At 69.2% G+C, this 15323-nt stretch carries 17 protein-coding genes; 8 read left to right on the forward strand and 9 right to left on the reverse strand.

The genetic code is table 11. From position 1 onward, the window contains the following. Window positions 1-442: ABC transporter ATP-binding protein (locus GQ57_RS36985; protein WP_235215194.1), on the reverse strand; the 442-nt coding region annotated here is incomplete at its 3' end. Window positions 443-582: 140 nt separating this feature from the next. Between GQ57_RS36985 and GQ57_RS42730 the strand changes: the two genes are divergently transcribed. Continuing rightward, window positions 583-798, forward strand: a complete 216-nt coding sequence (locus GQ57_RS42730; protein ID WP_152603462.1) for a hypothetical protein — start codon at window positions 583-585, stop codon at window positions 796-798. Between the two features lie 202 nt (window positions 799-1000). On the opposite strand, the gene cynS is transcribed toward GQ57_RS42730, so the two are convergent. Both cynS and GQ57_RS37000 read right to left on the reverse strand, forming a co-directional pair. After that, window positions 1001-1471 (reverse strand): cyanase, encoded by a 471-nt coding sequence (cynS, locus tag GQ57_RS36995; RefSeq protein ID WP_031397403.1) that lies wholly within the window; start codon window positions 1469-1471, stop codon window positions 1001-1003. A 30-nt stretch (window positions 1472-1501) separates the two neighbouring features. Continuing rightward, window positions 1502-2161 (reverse strand): carbonic anhydrase, encoded by a 660-nt coding sequence (locus tag GQ57_RS37000; RefSeq protein ID WP_031397402.1) that lies wholly within the window; start codon window positions 2159-2161, stop codon window positions 1502-1504. Window positions 2162-2274: 113 nt separating this feature from the next. Here GQ57_RS37000 and cynR point away from each other — a divergent pair, with 113 nt between their 5' ends. Beyond that, a complete protein-coding gene (cynR, locus tag GQ57_RS37005; RefSeq protein WP_034200497.1) occupies window positions 2275-3207 on the forward strand; it encodes a transcriptional regulator CynR in 933 nt (310 codons plus the stop codon). A gap of 37 nt (window positions 3208-3244) precedes the next feature. On the opposite strand, the gene GQ57_RS37010 is transcribed toward cynR, so the two are convergent. Beyond that, window positions 3245-3445, reverse strand: coding sequence for a hypothetical protein (locus tag GQ57_RS37010; RefSeq protein WP_034200498.1), 201 nt, complete (start codon window positions 3443-3445; stop codon window positions 3245-3247). A 34-nt stretch (window positions 3446-3479) separates the two neighbouring features. After that, the gene (locus GQ57_RS37015; RefSeq protein ID WP_034200499.1) at window positions 3480-4805 is read right to left on the reverse strand and encodes a DUF3422 family protein; all 1326 of its coding nucleotides are present in this window, start codon (window positions 4803-4805) and stop codon (window positions 3480-3482) included. 128 nt (window positions 4806-4933) lie between these two features. Between GQ57_RS37015 and GQ57_RS37020 the strand changes: the two genes are divergently transcribed. Continuing rightward, on the forward strand, window positions 4934-5809 hold the full coding sequence (locus GQ57_RS37020) for a LysR family transcriptional regulator (protein WP_031397398.1): 876 nt from the start codon (window positions 4934-4936) through the stop codon (window positions 5807-5809). Here the strand turns inward: GQ57_RS37020 and GQ57_RS37025 are convergent, their stop codons facing one another. From GQ57_RS37025 to GQ57_RS37035, 3 genes are all read right to left on the reverse strand, one after another. Then, complete coding sequence (locus GQ57_RS37025; RefSeq protein WP_031397397.1) at window positions 5810-6370, reverse strand: hypothetical protein; 561 nt, start codon at window positions 6368-6370, stop codon at window positions 5810-5812. 140 nt (window positions 6371-6510) lie between these two features. Next, window positions 6511-6861, reverse strand: a complete 351-nt coding sequence (locus GQ57_RS37030) for a hypothetical protein (RefSeq protein ID WP_031397396.1) — start codon at window positions 6859-6861, stop codon at window positions 6511-6513. A gap of 232 nt (window positions 6862-7093) precedes the next feature. After that, on the reverse strand, window positions 7094-8107 hold the full coding sequence (locus tag GQ57_RS37035; protein WP_235212617.1) for a LysR family transcriptional regulator: 1014 nt from the start codon (window positions 8105-8107) through the stop codon (window positions 7094-7096). A gap of 325 nt (window positions 8108-8432) precedes the next feature. Between GQ57_RS37035 and fae the strand changes: the two genes are divergently transcribed. The 4 genes from fae to GQ57_RS37055 all read left to right on the forward strand — a co-directional run bounded on the left by fae (window position 8433) and on the right by GQ57_RS37055 (window position 12993). Next, window positions 8433-8957 (forward strand): formaldehyde-activating enzyme, encoded by a 525-nt coding sequence (gene fae, locus GQ57_RS37040; RefSeq protein WP_031397394.1) that lies wholly within the window; start codon window positions 8433-8435, stop codon window positions 8955-8957. A 40-nt stretch (window positions 8958-8997) separates the two neighbouring features. Next, window positions 8998-10020 (forward strand): aldo/keto reductase, encoded by a 1023-nt coding sequence (locus GQ57_RS37045; RefSeq protein ID WP_031397393.1) that lies wholly within the window; start codon window positions 8998-9000, stop codon window positions 10018-10020. Window positions 10021-10042: 22 nt separating this feature from the next. Then, the gene (locus tag GQ57_RS37050; protein WP_034200500.1) at window positions 10043-11494 is read left to right on the forward strand and encodes an NAD-dependent succinate-semialdehyde dehydrogenase; all 1452 of its coding nucleotides are present in this window, start codon (window positions 10043-10045) and stop codon (window positions 11492-11494) included. 125 nt (window positions 11495-11619) lie between these two features. Then, window positions 11620-12993 carry an MFS transporter gene (locus GQ57_RS37055; protein ID WP_034200501.1) on the forward strand — a complete coding sequence of 458 codons (1374 nt, stop codon included), beginning with the start codon at window positions 11620-11622 and terminating at the stop codon, window positions 12991-12993. 171 nt (window positions 12994-13164) lie between these two features. Here the strand turns inward: GQ57_RS37055 and GQ57_RS37060 are convergent, their stop codons facing one another. Beyond that, a complete protein-coding gene (locus GQ57_RS37060; RefSeq protein ID WP_034200502.1) occupies window positions 13165-14040 on the reverse strand; it encodes a LysR family transcriptional regulator in 876 nt (291 codons plus the stop codon). Window positions 14041-14261: 221 nt separating this feature from the next. Here GQ57_RS37060 and GQ57_RS37065 point away from each other — a divergent pair, with 221 nt between their 5' ends. Next, window positions 14262-15200, forward strand: a complete 939-nt coding sequence (locus GQ57_RS37065) for a LysR substrate-binding domain-containing protein (RefSeq protein WP_034200504.1) — start codon at window positions 14262-14264, stop codon at window positions 15198-15200. Window positions 15201-15323 lie beyond the last annotated feature (123 nt).

Below are 15323 nucleotides of genomic sequence, written 5' to 3' on the forward strand. Positions count from 1 at the left end.
CGACGCGCTGCTGCTGGCCGCCGGAGAGCTGGTGCGGCTTGCGCTTCGCGTACTTGCTCATCTGCACGAGCGCGAGCGCGTCGGCCACGCGTTCCTTGATCTCGTTCTTCGGCGTGCCTTCCTGCTTCAGGCCGAACGCGACGTTCGATTCGACCGTCATGTGCGGGAACAGCGCGTAGGACTGGAACATCATGTTCACCGGGCGGCGGTACGGCGGCAGCGATGCGAGATCCTCGCCGTCGACGAAGATCCGGCCGGAGGTGGCCGTCTCGAGCCCGGCGAGCATGCGCAGCAGCGTCGACTTGCCGCAGCCCGAGCTGCCGAGCAGCGCGAACAGCTCGTTCTTGGCGATCGTCAGGTTCACGTTGTCGACGGCCGTGCTGTCGCCGAATTTCTTCACGACGTTCTCGATGCGCACGAAGGCGTCGTTCGGTTGAAGCATGTCCGTCGCGATGCGACGCGTCGCGTCAGGTGTACTGAATGAATCCCGTTTCATGATGGTCCGTTTCAGGCAGGTAAGCGAATCTCGGGCGTCACGCGCAACCGGCCGGGCGGTCGCGCGATGCGGACGGCGCGGGACGCATGGCGCGACGAAACAGGCACGACGGGAAGCACGGCGGCCGGCGCGAACCGATCGCGGCCGGCAGCGGCGGCCGCGCCGGCTGTCATGAACATTTCATCGGTTTTCATCGGGCTTTCCGCACGTTTCCGTCGTCTCCAGTGCGAATTTTTAAACCCGTCAAAAACTTTTTGGATCGCGGATTTCCGTTCCGGACATTGAACGGGATCGATGTTTGAAAGGCGGGAGAACGGGGTACGACACGGTCGTACCCCGCGGCGCGGGCGCCCTGCGGCATGGATGCGCTCCGGGCGTCGCGAATGGCAGGGAAAACGCGCAGCCGGGGCGGCTGCAACGCGCGGCCGGTGCGCTGCGCGAACTACTTCATCGTGCGACCGGCGCCAGCCGGCGCCAACCGCGCCGGCCGACGCCGCGCCCGCATCAGAACGGCCTGGTCGGCAGATACTTGCCGTCGAGCGTGATCACCGCGCGCGAACCGCCTTCGGGATCGTCGACCTTCTTCACGTCGAGCCGGAAATTGATCGCGCTGATGATGCCGTCGCCGAACTTCTCGTGCACGAGCGCCTTCAGCGTCGTGCCGTACACCTGCAGCATCTCGTAGAAGCGGTAGATGGTCGGATCGGTCGGCACGCGATCGTCGATGCTGCCGCGCAGCGGGATCGTCTGCAGCAGCAGCACAGCGTCGTCGTCGAGGCCGAGCTTGTCGGCGACGATGCGTGCCGCATCGGCGGGCAGCGCATGCTGGCCGAGCAGCGCGGCCGTCACGAACGCCTCGCTCAGGCCGGTGCCTTCGGTGAGTTGCGCGAACGACAGCTGCTTGCGCGCCTTCGCGAGCACGACGGTTTCGGCAAGCGCGTGGCGGGCGGTCTGACTGTGCTGGGACTGGATCATGGCAATTCCTCGTGGTGGGGTGGGAGCGATTCAGGCCGCGACGACGGGCGTCGCGGGCGTGGCGCGGACCTCGGGATGGCCCGCGAGCGATACGAACCGGCCGGCCGCGCCGTCGTAGGCGTCGATGCAGCCCGATTCGATGTCGTACACCCAGCCGTGCAGCGCGAGACGCCCCTCGTCGAGCGCGAGCCGCACGGCAGGGTGCGTCTTCAGGTTGGCCAGTTGCGCGACGACGTTCTCGCGCACCATCGAGTCGATCCGGTCGCGTTCGCTGCGATGCGCACGCGCCTCGTTCACGACGCGCGCCGAATCGGCGTAGCGCAGCCAATGGCCGACGGCCGGCATGTGGTCCATGCACTGGCAGGTCGCGATCGCGGTCATCGCGCCGCAATCGGAATGCCCGCAGATCACGACGTCGGTCACGCGCAACGCGGCCACCGCGTATTCGACCGACGCCGATACGCCGCCCGGCTCGGGGCCGTACGACGGCACGATGTTGCCGGCGTTGCGGATCACGAACAGGTCGCCCGGCTCGCGCTGCGTGACGAGTTCGGGCACGAGCCGGCTGTCCGAGCACGAGATGAACAGCGCGCGCGGGTTCTGGCTGCGGGCGAGATCCCGGAACAGCGCGGCGCGTTCCGGGTAGGCGTCGCGCTGGAACTTCAGGAAGCCTTCGATGATGTCCTTCATCACGTGTTCTCCGGTGCGGGTGGAATCGATGAAGGGCAGGTTACGCCGGACTTCCCATAAGGTAAAAGACTGATTTATGATCGACCGGATAAGCACGACTTATGAGAACCGCGATGCTCCTGCGCCATATCCACTACTTCCTGGCGGTCGCCGAACACCGCAGCTTCACGCGCGCGGCCGCCGCGCTGCACGTTTCTCAGCCCGCGCTGTCGCAGCAGATCCGCCAGCTCGAGGAGACGCTCGGCGCGCAGCTGTTCGACCGCACCGGGCGCGTCACGCGGCTCACGGACGCCGGCGACGTGTATTTCCGCTATGCGCGGCAGGCGCTGCACGATCTCGCGGAAGGCCGGCGCGCGCTGCACGACGTGCAGGATCTCAGCCGCGGCTCGCTGCGGATCGCACTCACGCCGACCTTCACGAGCTATCTCGTCGGGCCGCTCGTCGAGGCGTTTCACGGCCGCTACCCGGGTGTGTCGCTGTCGGTGCAGGAGATGTCGCAGGAACGCATCGAGGCGCTGCTCGTCGACGACGCGCTCGATGTCGGCATCGCGTTCGACGAGGTGCAGACGGCGGATATCGACGCACGAACGCTGCTGGTCGAGACGCTCGCGCTCGTCGTGAACCGCCGGCATGCGCTGGCCGGAAAACGCAAGGCGGGCCTGCGCGCGCTGCACGACGCCCCACTCGTGCTGCTGACCGCCGAATTCGCGACGCGCGTGCAGATCGATCGTTATTTCCGCGAGCACGGCGTGCAGCCGCAGGTGGCCATGGAAGCGAATTCGCTGGGGGCGGTCATCGAGATCGTGCGCCGCACGAGCCTCGCGACGCTGCTGCCCGCGACGATCGCGACCGGGCACGACGAACTCGTCGCCGTCGCGCTCGATCCGGCCGTGCTGCGGCGCACGGCCGTGCTGCTGCAGCGCAAGGGCGCGTACCGGAGCGCGGCCGCGCGGGCGTTCGTCGAGCTGGCGCTTGCGCTGGGGAAGGGAAAAGGGAAGCCGGAAGGCGAATCGCGCCCGGCGCGCCGGCACGCGGCCGGCCGATGAACGCCTGCGCCGGATCGGGCCGGCGCGGCGGAACGCGTCAGTTGTAGCCGAGAATCGCGACCGCCGCGACGTCCGGCCGGTCGATCGTATTGCCCACGAGCGAAGTCGTCGGCTCCTGCAGCACGGCCTGATACGACGTCACGCGCGCCGCCTCCGGCACGCCCGCTTCGTCCGCCGCCGATGCGTCGAACGCATCGAAACCGCCACGCAACGCTGCTTGCTTCCGCGAAAAAGTCATCTCCACTCCTGATCTCGACCGTGTTATCGATGTCCTAACCGACCTGCTTCAATGCAGTCGCATGCGCCGCTGCCGGCGCCGCGTCCTGCACGGCCTCCGCGTGCGCGAGCTGCGCGCGCGTGCGCCGCGTGATGTGAATCACCGCGAACACCACCGGCGCGATCAGCAGGCCTTCCGCCAGCTCCGGATCGACCGGCAGGCTCATCACGTGCAGCGCCTTGAACGCCGCGGCCGCGAGCGACAGCACGTAGTACGAAATGGCCGCCACCGACAGCCCCTCGACCGCATGCTGCAGATGCAGCTGATTGCGCGCGGTGCGCTCCATGCCCGCCAGCAGGCGCGTGACGTCCTTTTCCTGCGCGAGATTCACGCGCGTGCGCAGCAGGTCGACCGCACGCGCGATCCGCGCGGCGATCTGCTCGTGACGCGCCCAGACGCTGCGGCAGGTTTCCATCGCCGGCGCGAAGCGCCGCTCCATGAATTCGGCGATCGTCGGCATCCCTTCGATACGCTCCTCGCGCAGCTCGTGAATGCGCGCCAGCACGAGCTTTTCGTACGCACGCGACGCGCTGAAGCGCGCCCCGGATTCCGACAGCGACTCGACCCGCACCGCGAGATGCGTGAGCTTGACGAGCAGCGCCGCGTCGTCGCCGCCGGCGCCGTTCGTGTCCATCCGCTGCATCAGCGCATGCAGCGCCGCGTGGATCTCGTCGAGCTCGCGGCTCATCCGGCGCGCGACCGGCAGCGCGAGCAGCGCCATCATCCGGTACGTCTCGATCTCGTACAGCCGTTGCAGCAGGCGCCCGCCCTGCTCCTCGCGGAAATCCTCGTCGACGACGAGAAACCGCATGAAGCCGTCGTCGCGCACATGCCAGTCGCAGAACACCTTGCCGCCGCCGAGCACGTTGCTGCCGACGAGCGCGGGCCCGTCGATCCAGCGGCGCAGGTCGCCGCAGACGAGCCGCGCGGCGTCGCCCGACAGCAGCTCCATCCGCACCGCGACGAAGCGGATGCCGGCGAGGCGCGCGAACCACGCGGCCGGAATGCCTTCGATCGCGAGGTCGTCGAAATAGCCGGTGTCGCGACGCGGCGCGACGAACGTGAAGGTCGAGAATTCGGTGTGGCGTTCCCACTTCAGGTACCAGCCGCACGGCGACTGCACCGCGTGGTGCGTTGCGCCCTCGTGCGGCGCGGCGATGCCGGTGTCGCGGCACAGCGCGTGCAGCAGCGTTTCGTGGATGTCGGGCTGGCCGTCCGCGTAGATCGCGTAATGCGTGAGCGACACGGCTTCGGCGATCCGCAGGAACGGCCGCGCATGCAATTCCGCGGCCAGTGCGGCGCGCAACGGATGGTCGATCATCGAAACACCACTTTCCCTGTTCCAGCCTGCGTGCCGGGCGACGTGCCAGCGTGATCGCACTATGGCAGACACACAGCAACAATAAAAACGCATAATGCTGATCGTTACGTTCAGTTTTCCTGATACCCATGAAGATGCTCGATCACGACGTGCTGGCCACCGTCGTCGCCGTCGCGGAAACCGGCAACATGACCCGCGCCGCCGAGGCCGTGAACCGCTCGCAGTCGGCCGTGAGCATGCAGATCAAGAGCCTGGAAGACGCGATCGGGCGGCCGCTGTTCGTGCGCAAGCCGCGCAGCATCGTGCTGACGCGCGAGGGCGAGGTGCTGCTGGGATTCGCCAGACGAATGCTGGCGCTGCGCGACGAGGCATGGGCGGCCGTGGTACGGCCGGAGGTGACCGGCAAGGTCGTGATCGGCGTGCCGGACGACTATGCGTCGTCGCTGCTGCCGTCGGTCCTGAAGAAATTCTCCGCGACCTACCCCAAGGTCGAGATCCAGGTGATCGGGCTGCCGAGCAGCGCGCTCGCGCCGCTGATCAAGGACGGCACCGTCGATCTCGTCTGCGGCACGCGCATCAAGGGGCTGTCCGGCGACTTCATCCGCCACGAGCCGATGGCGTGGGCCGCGATGACGAACGGCCCGCGCGTATGGGAAGAGCGGCCGCTGCCGATCGCCGTGTTCATGCCGGGCAGCGTCGCGCGCGAGAACGCGATCCGCAGCCTCGAACGGGCGAAGGTGCCGTACCGCACCTCCTATGAAAGCCCGAGCCTGCTCGGGCTGCTCAGCATGGTCGAGGCCGGCCTCGCGGTCGCGCCGCTCGCGCGCTGCGCGATTCCCGCGCAACTGTCGATGCTCGGCCGCACGCACGGCCTGCCCGATCTGCCGCCGCTCGAGCTGATCCTCGCGCGCAGCACCAAATCGAAGCGGCCGCCGTGCGACTTCCTCGCGGAACAGTTGATGACGGACCTGCAGCGCCAGACCGGGCAGACCGGCGACGCGTGATCAGCGCGGTGCGTCGAACCCGGCCGCGCCCAGCGCCGTGTTGACGTGCGCGGCCACCGCGTCGACGAGCGCCTCGAGCGTGTCGGCGTACACGTGCATGTGTTCCGGCGCGACGTGCTCGGTGCGTTGCCAGCCCCACTGCGCGCCCGACGCGACCGACAGCGTCGCGCCGTAGCGGTTGCCGTGGCAGCGGCCGAAGGTGCTCACGCGCCGTTCGGCCACATAGTCCTGCTCGGGCAGGCAGAGCCGGATGTCGACCGCGACCTGGTCGCGATCGTTGACGCGCGCGGCGGGGCTGACCGCCGGCGCGAACACCTTGCCGATCCGCAACGTCACGCAGGTTTCCCAGGCCTCGAGCGGCCCGCCGGCGGCGTCGACCCGCTCGGTGTCGACCGACCACTGATGCCCGTCGGGCACGGCGATCGCCTGGTGCAGCAGTACTTCGGCCACGCGCACCGTCGTCACGAGCTGACGCGCGAGCTGCTGGCCCGACGGCAGCGACGCCGTCCGGACGCGACGGCCGGCGGGCCGCGCGACATGCACTGCTTCGGTGAGGTACATGGACACTCCGTATTCAGGATCGGCGCCGCGCACGACGCGGCGCACGCATGGCCGCCGCCGGCAGGCGGACGGCGAACCGGCCTCGCACCGGACGCAAACCGGCCGCGCAAGCCGCGCACGGGCGGCGGCGCGGCTCCGCGTCAGCGGGCTGTCGGCCCGATGTGCAACCGGCGCGCGACCGGCCCGATCACCGCGTCGGCCTGCTGCGCGATCAGCATGTGCAGCGTGAAATCGAGGTCTTCCTGCGCGATGTCGAACTGCACGTGGACGACGTCGCGCACGGCGCGCGCGCTGACGACGTATACACCGAGCGGGGAATGCAGCAGCGCAGCGAGCCGGGCGTGCGCGCGTTCGCCGGAGTCGGCCGTCAGCGTGACGGGCAACGCCAGACGCGGGCGCGGCGGCGGAAACGGAATGACGTTGGAGCGTACGCCGGCGCGCAACCGGCGGCCGGCGACATCGAAGGCGGGAACGGGACGAATGAAGGTCATGGAGCGGACGGAAGCCGTCACGGCTGTTCGACACAGCCCCAGCTTAGAAGAGACCGCATAAACGTCGTGCAAAAAAACGCGGCGGCGGTGCAAAAAACGGCTTGCCGCGCTTGCTGCCCGCGATGCGGCGCGGCCGCCGGCGGGTTGCGATCGACGGGCGCGCCGCAACGCCGCAGCCGCCCGGCGCCCGGGTCCAGGCGTGCGCCGGCCTCCCGTCGCGGCGCGCGCTCCGCTACGCGAACGCCTCGAGCGACGCCCGCCGCCGTTCGTCGACCATCGATTCGATCAGCGACACCAGATCGTCGGTCAGCGGATCGCAGATGCCCGGCGAGCGATGCAGTTCGAGATCCGCCGCCGGCAGCGGCGGCAGCCCGTCCGTCTCGTCGAGCACGCGCCAGTTCTCGGGCAGCGTGCAGCGATCGATCATCGTCACGGCCGCGCCGTGGTTCACCGCGATCTTGATGCCGGTCGGGCTCTGGCTCGTATAGACGACGTGATACGGCCGTTCGGCCGTCGTGAGCGCCTGCAGCCCGCGCTGCCGGTAGCAGCACGTCTCGGGAAACAGCGCGAGCGGCACCGACGCATGCGGGCCGAGCGCGAATTCGCGATGCGCGGCCCATACGACGTCGTGACGGCCGAGCAGCCGCCCGCCCGCGTTCGGCCCGTGCCGCACGACGAGCGCGACGTCGAGCTCGCCGGCCTGCAGCCGTTCGAGCAACTCGAGCGACGTGCGGCAATGCACGTGCAGACGCGCGCCCGGCCGCATCGCATAGAACGATTTCAGCAGGTCGGGCAGCCACAGCTCCGCGTAGTCCTCGGGCAGGCCGAAGCGCACGACGCCACGGTCGCTGCTGGTCTGCTTCAGCGCGATGATCGCGTCGTTCTGCACCTGGATGATCCGCCGCGCGTGGATCAGGAAATTCTCGCCGTCGCGCGACAGTTCGAGCCGCCGGCTGTTGCGCATGAACAGGTGCGTGTCGAGCCGCTCCTCGAGCGTGCGGATCCGCAGGCTGATCGTCGACTGCGTGCGGTGCAGTTGCCGGGCCGCCGCGGTGAAGCCGCCGCTTTCGACGACCGCGACGAAGGCCCGGATCAGCTCCGGATCGAGCGAGGTCAGCTTCGACCAGTCGGGCTTCGAGAAACCGCCGGGCCGCGCCGCCTGCGGCGCCCCGCAGGAAGTCCCCGTGGAGGCGTGCTCCGCCCGGGGGGGCTGTCGCGAAGCGACAGGTTTCTCAATGGCAGCCATCGGAATTACTCGCTTTCGAAAATGGAAGGGAAGACGAAAGATAGGGTTCGGAGTACGCCGATTGTTGTCCAGATGCGCCCGGCCCTCCAACCCCTGCCCGGGTATGACAAACCCGGAGCCGGTGCAGGCAAGTTCACCCGCCGGTCCCGCCCCGGCCGTCGTCGCGACGGCGGCCGAGGCCCGCCCGGCGGGCGTTTGCGCGTCGCGCCAGGGTTTTCACGGAGACGACGAAAACTCATGGCCCGATCAGAAAACATCGATTCACCGGCCGCTCCGCGGCCCACCACAATCGCCTCACACCCAACCTCATCGACGAGACACCGCAATGACCGCATCCCAACCCAGGCAGCTCTACATCGGCGAAGGCTTCGAAGGCCCCGGCGTCAATCTCGCGCACATCAACGTGCTGGTCGGCCCGCGCAACGGCCCGGCGGGCCAGGCGTTCGCCACCGCGCTCGCGACGCCGTCGGCCGGCCACGCGCCGTTCGTCGTGATCGCGCAGCCGGGCGTGCCGACCAAGCCGCTCACGCTGTACGTGAACAAGGCCCAGATCGCGGGCGATTTCCACGGCAATGCCACGTGGGGCGCGTCGCAGGCCGGCATCGCGAAAGCCGTGGCCGAAGCGCTCGAGAACGGCACGCTGCCGCCGGAAGCGGAAAACGACTGGGTCGTCGTATCCGCGAACTGGGTGAACCCGCAGACCGACGACCTCGACGCCGTGTTCGAGAACAACTACCGCGCGTGCCGCAACGCGATCGTCGCCGCGATGGAAGGGCTGCCGCATCGCGACGCGGTGTTCGCCGCCGCGCGCGACGTGTCGAACCCGTTCTACACGCCGAAAAAGAACTGACAGACAACACGCGGCCGGCCAGGCCGCACCAGGAGGAAGCATGGAATACGTCCGCCTCGGCCAGTCCGGCCTGAAGGTGTCCCGCCTGTGTCTCGGCACGATGAACATGGGCACCCCCGACTGGAAGCCGTGGATCTTCGACGAAGCGCGGAGCGAGCCGATCGTTCGCCGCGCGCTCGACGCCGGCGTCAACTTCATCGATCTCGCCGATTTCTATTCGACGGGCGTCGGCGAGGAAGTGGTCGGCCGCATCCTGAAGCGCAACGCGCGCCGCGAGGAACTCGTCGTGACGACCAAGGTCGGCTACGACATGGGCAGCTACCCGAACGCGGGCGGCCATTCGCGCAAGCACGTGCTCGACGGCATCGACGGCTCGCTGACGCGCCTCGGGATGGATTACGTCGACATCTTCATGCTGCATTTCTTCGACGTGAACACGCCTGTCGAGGAAACCATGAGCACGCTGCACGACATCGTGCGCGCGGGCAAGGCGCGCTATATCGGCGTCTCGACGATGTACACGTGGCAGTTCGCGAAGATCATGCAGGCATGCGAACGAAACGGCTGGGACAAGCCGATCAACATGCAGCTGCAGCTCAACCTCGCGTATCGCGAGGAAGAACGCGAGATGGTGCCGTACTGCATCGACCAGGGCGTCGGCGTGTCGGTGTTCAGCCCGCTCGCGCGCGGCCTGCTCACCTGCGAGCCGCAATCCACGCGCAACCAGACCGATTTCTTCACCGCGCAGATGTACGGCGACGCGTCGTCGCTCGCGATCGCCGCATCGGTCGCGAAGGTCGCGCAGCGGCGCGGCGTGCCGCCCGCGCAAATCGCGCAGGCCTGGGTGCTGAGCCGGCCCGGCATCGCCAGCATGCTGGTCGGCGCGGATTCCGTCGCGCAGTTCGACAGCGCGCTGGGCGCGCTCGAAACGCGGCTCACCGACGAGGAACTGCACGAGCTCGAACGCAACTACACGCCCTGCGACCTGATCAACGACTACACGGCGGGCAAGCGCATCGCGCGCGAGGCGCGCCCGGCGCAGGGCAGCTTCGCGGCGGACTGACGCACGGAAGGAACCACACACGATGAACGAATTTCTGAGAACCGGCCATTACATCGGCGGCGAGTGGCACGAGCCGCACGGCGCGAGCGATGCGACCTATCCTGTTTTGAACCCGGCCACCGGCGAGACGATCGCGAAGGTCGCGCAAGGCGGCGCCGACGACACGCAGCGCGCGATCGACGCGGCCGCGCACGCGTTTCCCGCATGGCGCGCGCTGACCGCGAAGGAGCGCGGCGCGCGCGTGAAGCGCTGGGGCGAGCTGATGCTCGAGCACCGCGACGCGCTCGCCGAGCTGCTGACGCTCGAACAGGGCAAGCCGCTCGCGGAAGCGCGCGGCGAAGTGGCCTACGCGGCCAGCTTTCTCGAGTGGTTCGCGGAAGAAGCGAAGCGCATGTACGGCGACGTGATCCCGAGCCCGAAGCCGAACGCGCAGATCGTCGTCACGCGCGAGCCGGTCGGCGTCGTCGCGGCGATCACGCCGTGGAATTTCCCGCTCGCGATGATCACGCGCAAGGCCGGCCCCGCGCTCGCCGCCGGCTGCACGATGGTGCTCAAGCCGTCCGAGGAAACGCCGTTGTCGGCGTTCGCGCTCGCGGTGCTGGCCGAGCGCGCGGGCGTGCCGGCCGGCGTGTTCAACGTGGTATCGGGCGACGCGGTCGCGATCGGCGAGACGCTGACGAGCTCGTCCGTCGTGCGCAAGCTGTCGTTCACGGGCTCGACGCGGGTCGGCAAGCTGCTCGCGAAGCAGTCGGCCGACACGCTGAAGAAGCTCTCGCTCGAACTCGGCGGCAATGCGCCGTTCATCGTGTTCGACGATGCCGATCTCGATGCGGCGGTCGAGGGCGCGATCGCGTCCAAGTTCCGCAACACGGGGCAGACCTGCGTGTGCGTGAACCGCTTCCTCGTGCAGGACGGCGTGTACGACGCGTTCACGCGCAAGCTCGCTGACGCCGTGCGCAAGCTGCGCGTCGGCAACGCGCTCGCGGGCGAGGTCGACCAGGGGCCGCTGATCAACGCAGCGGCGCTCGCCAAGGTCGAGCGGCACGTGGCCGATGCCGCCGCCAGGGGCGCGAGCGTGCTGACCGGCGGCAAGCGTCACGCGCTCGGCGGCACGTTCTACGAGCCGACCGTGCTGACCGGCATGACGGCCGGCATGCTGATCGCCGAGGAGGAAACCTTCGGCCCCGTCGCCGGCTGCTTCCGCTTCACGACCGAGGAAGAGGCCGTCGCCGCGGCCAACGACACGCCGTTCGGGTTGTCCGCGTACTTCTACACCCGCGACCTCGGTCGCGCATGGCGGGTGTCGGGTGCGCTGGAAAGCGGGATGGTCGGCGTCAACGACGGGATCATCTCGACCGAGGTCGCGCCGTTCGGCGGCGTCAAGCAATCGGGGCTCGGCCGCGAAGGCTCGAAGTACGGCCTCGACGAATACGTGGAACTCAAGTACACGCTGATGGCCGGCCTCGGCCGCTGACCTCTGACCGCCGGCCGCCGTGCGGCCGATCCGCGCCGCGCACCCCGCGGCGCCTCGCACGGCGGCGCGGCGGCGCCTTGCCTCCGCGCGCCGCCTGCGCCACGCACAACAATCCAGGAGGCAGCTTGACCCAAGCCAACGTTCAATCCGGCGCCGCCCGCGCGCTGCCGCCGTCGCGCGGCGCCGACACGCCGCACCGCCCCGTCGCGCTCGACGACGTACCGCTCAACCGCTTCCACGTGAAGATCGCCGGCCTCACGTTCGGCGCGCATTTCACCGAGGGCTACACGCTCGGCACGATCGGCTATGCGCTCGCCGCGCTCGGCAGGCAGATGCCGATCGATGCGTTCTGGATGGGGATGATCGGCAGTTCGGCGCTGATCGGCATCTTCTTCGGCAGCCTCGTGTTCGGCTGGCTGTCCGACCGGATGGGCCGGCAGAAGATCTTCCTGACGAGCTTCGTGATCATCACGGCCGCCGCGTTCGCGCAGTTCTTCGTCACGTCGCCGCTCGAACTGTGCATCCTGCGCGTGCTGATCGGCTTCGGGATGGGCGGCGACTTCACCGTCGGCCACGCGATCCTCGCCGAATTCTCGCCGCGCAAGCATCGCGGCGCGCTGCTCGGCTCGTTCAGCGTGATCTGGACCATCGGCTACGTCGCCGCGAACGTGCTCGGCCTCGCGTACGGCGACGCCGCGCCCGATGCGTGGCGCTGGCTGCTCGCGTCGGCCGCGTTGCCCGCGCTGATCGTGCTGGTGCTGCGGATCGGCACGCCCGAATCGCCGCGCTGGCTGCTCGGCCGGGGCCGCGTGCAGGAAGCGCGCGCGATCGTCGCGAAGCATTTCGGGCCGCACGTGCTGCTCGACGGCGCCACCGAGCCGGCCGGGCACGCGGGCTTCGGCCGGCTGTTCCGGCCCGACCTGATCCGCCGCACGATCTTCAACTGCGCGTTCTTCGTGTGCCTCGTGATTCCGTATTTCGCGATCTACACGTTCCTGCCGACGATCCTGAAGACGATCGGCCTCGCCGAAGGCTTCGGCGCGGACCTGCTGCTGAACGGCTTCCTCGTGCTGGGCGCGCTGATCGGCATCTGGCTGACGATCCGGCTGTCGCGGCGCGGCTTCCTGATCGGCTCGTTCGCGGTGACCTGCGCGTCGCTCGTCGCGCTGGCGGTGCTGCCGTCGACGGCGGCCGTCGCGATGATCGTCGCCTTCGCGATCTTCACGCTGACGATGTCGGCGTTCAGCAACCTCGTCGGCGTGTTCCCGCCCGAATGCTTCCCGACCGAAGTGCGCGCCTGCGGCGTCGGCCTGGCGATCGCGTGCAGCCGGCTCGGCTCGGCGATCGGCACGTTCCTGCTGCCGGCCGGCATCGCAACGCTCGGCTTTCACGCGACGATGTTCGCGCTGGCCGGCGTGCTGCTGGCGGGGATGATCGTGTCGATCGCGTGGGCGCCGGAAACGAAGCACCTGACGCTGGAGGAGGCGGCCGGGCATTGACGATGAAGGCGGGTGGCTCGCTCGGCCCGGGCCGACAGCGATCGCGCCCACGCCGTTCCGTGTCACGATCGTTGACAGATACCGGCACCGGGCGCGCGGCAGGACACACATGGACCGGGCCGATGCTCGCCACGGCGGCGTCAGCCGCGTCCCATCGCCACGCCCCTCGCCCTACCCCCGCCTCGCCGCCTGCTCCCGCAACCACGCGGCAAACGCGACCACGTGCCCGAACGCGACGCTCTCCGGCTCGATATCGAGCCAGTAGCCGAACGGCCCGATCGGCTGCACCGGAGACAAGCGCACGAGGCTGCCTTCGCCGATCTCCTCCTCGATCATGTTCAGGTCGACAACCGCGAGCCCCGCGCCCTTGCGCGCCGCGCGAATCGCCTGTTCGAGCGTCGAGAACTCGATGCCGTCGCCGATCCGCGCCACCGGCACGCCGGCCTGCTCGCACCAGTCGGCCCACAGCGACAGACGCTTGCCCTCGTGCAGCACATGCAGCGACGGCAGGCGGCCGAGCAGCACGTCGAGCGCATCGCCGCGATAACGCGGCGCGCCGACGAGCGCGTGCCGCTCCATCATCAGCAGCTCCGATTGCATCCCGGCCCGCGCCGCGCGCCCGAAGCGGATGTGGCAATGGCAATCGTCGGCCGGCTCCGTGCGGATCGACAGCTCGACTTCCGGCAGCGCCTCCGCGAGCGTGCCGAGCCGCGGCGAAAACCACTGCGTCGCGAACGTCGGCGGCAGCGATACCGTGAGGCGCCGCTTCGCGCCCGGCCTCTCGGCGGCGACTTCGCCGACGCCGCGCTCGATCGTGTCGAACGCCTGCCCGATGTACGGCAGCAATCGCCGGCCGGCGTCGGTCAGGCGCACGCCCGTATGGTCGCGCTCGAACAGGCGTGCGCCGAGCGCGTCCTCGAGCAGCCGGATCTGCCGGCTGACCGCGCCTTGCGTCACGCACAGCGAAACCGCCGCGCGGTTGAAGCTCAGGTGACGCGCGGTCTCCTCGAAAAATCGCAGTGCGATCAGCGATGGCAGGCGTCGCATGATGTGTGTCCCTTCCGTTCGTATCGTTCATTTCGTTGCCGGCCGGCGCCGCCGGCCACCGGCAGGCAGCCGGGTCGCAACCGGACGCGCGAAGCGCCGCGCCGCGACAACCCGTCGCGCCCGCGCGTCCGGTTGCAGGCATTCATCGTTCCCGCGCCCTCCGCCACCCGCCTACAATAAGCATCCCGCACCAAACACGACACCGCCCCGTGAGACGCAAGATGCCGGCGCTGAATGCGCTGAAAGCCTTCGAGATGGCCGGCCGCACCGGCAGCTTCACGCGCGCGGCCGAACTGCTCAACGTAACGCAGAGCGCGGTGAGCCGCCAGGTCCGCCAGCTCGAGGGCCAGCTCGGCGAAACCCTGCTCGAGCGCCGCCATCACCAGCTCGAACTGACGGCGGCCGGCCGCGTGCTGCTGCGCGCGCTGCAGCAATCGTTCGACAAGATCGAACTGACCGTGCGCAGCCTGCAGGAAAAAACCCACCTGAACCGCCTGCGCGCAAACGTGCCGCCCACCTTCGCCGCGCGCTGGCTGATGCCGCGTCTCGGCCGACTGCGCGACGCGCATCCGGAATTCGAGCTGAGCCTCACGACCCGCATCCACGACAGCCTCGGCGAATCGCGCGTGCTCGACTGCGCGATCCGGTTCGGCGACGGCGAATGGGACGGTTTCGACAATGCGCTGCTGATGCAGGAACAGCATATCGCCGTCTGCGCGCCCGCGCTGTATGCGCGGCTGCGACAGGACGGCGCGCCGATCGACCTGAACCGCTTCACGCTGCTGCACGTGCTCGCCACCGACGACCAGCGCTACCTGACCTGGCAGCACTGGCTGAAGGCCGCCGGCATCGCCGACGTCGACACGCGCGGCGGCTACGAGTTCGACCTGCTCGACCACGCGATCCGCGCGGCCATCGACGGCCTCGGCATCACGATCGCCGACCGCCACATGGTCGCCCGCGAGCTCGCGACCGGGCAACTGATGCAGGTGCTCAACGTGCACGTCGACGGCCACCAGTCGTACTGGTTCGTCACGCGCCCCGAGCAGACGAACCTGCCGCACATCGTGCAGTTCCGCGACTGGCTGCAGCAGGAAGTATGGCTCGCGAAACGCCACCTCGAACCGTCGTCGCCGCTGCCGCAAGTGCCGCTGACCTAACGCATCCGTCCCCGGCGGCCCCCGGCCGGCCGCCACGGGCGGCATCGCGGCGGCTGCCGCCCCCTTGCGCATGCGGCCCCGCCGGAAACCACGGCCCGGCCGCCGCGATGCCGCCGGTGGGGC

Source organism: Burkholderia sp. MSh2 (assembly GCF_000731655.1).
GTDB classification, from domain to species: domain Bacteria; phylum Pseudomonadota; class Gammaproteobacteria; order Burkholderiales; family Burkholderiaceae; genus Burkholderia; species Burkholderia paludis.

Bases quoted from the DNA above. Each gene is read 5' to 3' on its own strand.
- GQ57_RS42730 (WP_152603462.1), top strand. From the start codon at position 583: ATGGCGCGACGAAACAGGCACGACGGGAAGCACGGCGGCCGGCGCGAA.
- cynS (WP_031397403.1), bottom strand. From the start codon at position 1,471: ATGATCCAGTCCCAGCACAGTCAGACCGCCCGCCACGCGCTTGCCGAA.
- GQ57_RS37000 (WP_031397402.1), bottom strand. From the start codon at position 2,161: ATGAAGGACATCATCGAAGGCTTCCTGAAGTTCCAGCGCGACGCCTAC.
- cynR (WP_034200497.1), top strand. From the start codon at position 2,275: ATGCTCCTGCGCCATATCCACTACTTCCTGGCGGTCGCCGAACACCGC.
- GQ57_RS37010 (WP_034200498.1), bottom strand. From the start codon at position 3,445: ATGACTTTTTCGCGGAAGCAAGCAGCGTTGCGTGGCGGTTTCGATGCG.
- GQ57_RS37015 (WP_034200499.1), bottom strand. From the start codon at position 4,805: ATGATCGACCATCCGTTGCGCGCCGCACTGGCCGCGGAATTGCATGCG.
- GQ57_RS37020 (WP_031397398.1), top strand. From the start codon at position 4,934: ATGAAGATGCTCGATCACGACGTGCTGGCCACCGTCGTCGCCGTCGCG.
- GQ57_RS37025 (WP_031397397.1), bottom strand. From the start codon at position 6,370: ATGTACCTCACCGAAGCAGTGCATGTCGCGCGGCCCGCCGGCCGTCGC.
- GQ57_RS37030 (WP_031397396.1), bottom strand. From the start codon at position 6,861: ATGACCTTCATTCGTCCCGTTCCCGCCTTCGATGTCGCCGGCCGCCGG.
- GQ57_RS37035 (WP_235212617.1), bottom strand. From the start codon at position 8,107: ATGGCTGCCATTGAGAAACCTGTCGCTTCGCGACAGCCCCCCCGGGCG.
- fae (WP_031397394.1), top strand. From the start codon at position 8,433: ATGACCGCATCCCAACCCAGGCAGCTCTACATCGGCGAAGGCTTCGAA.
- GQ57_RS37045 (WP_031397393.1), top strand. From the start codon at position 8,998: ATGGAATACGTCCGCCTCGGCCAGTCCGGCCTGAAGGTGTCCCGCCTG.
- GQ57_RS37050 (WP_034200500.1), top strand. From the start codon at position 10,043: ATGAACGAATTTCTGAGAACCGGCCATTACATCGGCGGCGAGTGGCAC.
- GQ57_RS37060 (WP_034200502.1), bottom strand. From the start codon at position 14,040: ATGCGACGCCTGCCATCGCTGATCGCACTGCGATTTTTCGAGGAGACC.
- GQ57_RS37065 (WP_034200504.1), top strand. From the start codon at position 14,262: ATGCCGGCGCTGAATGCGCTGAAAGCCTTCGAGATGGCCGGCCGCACC.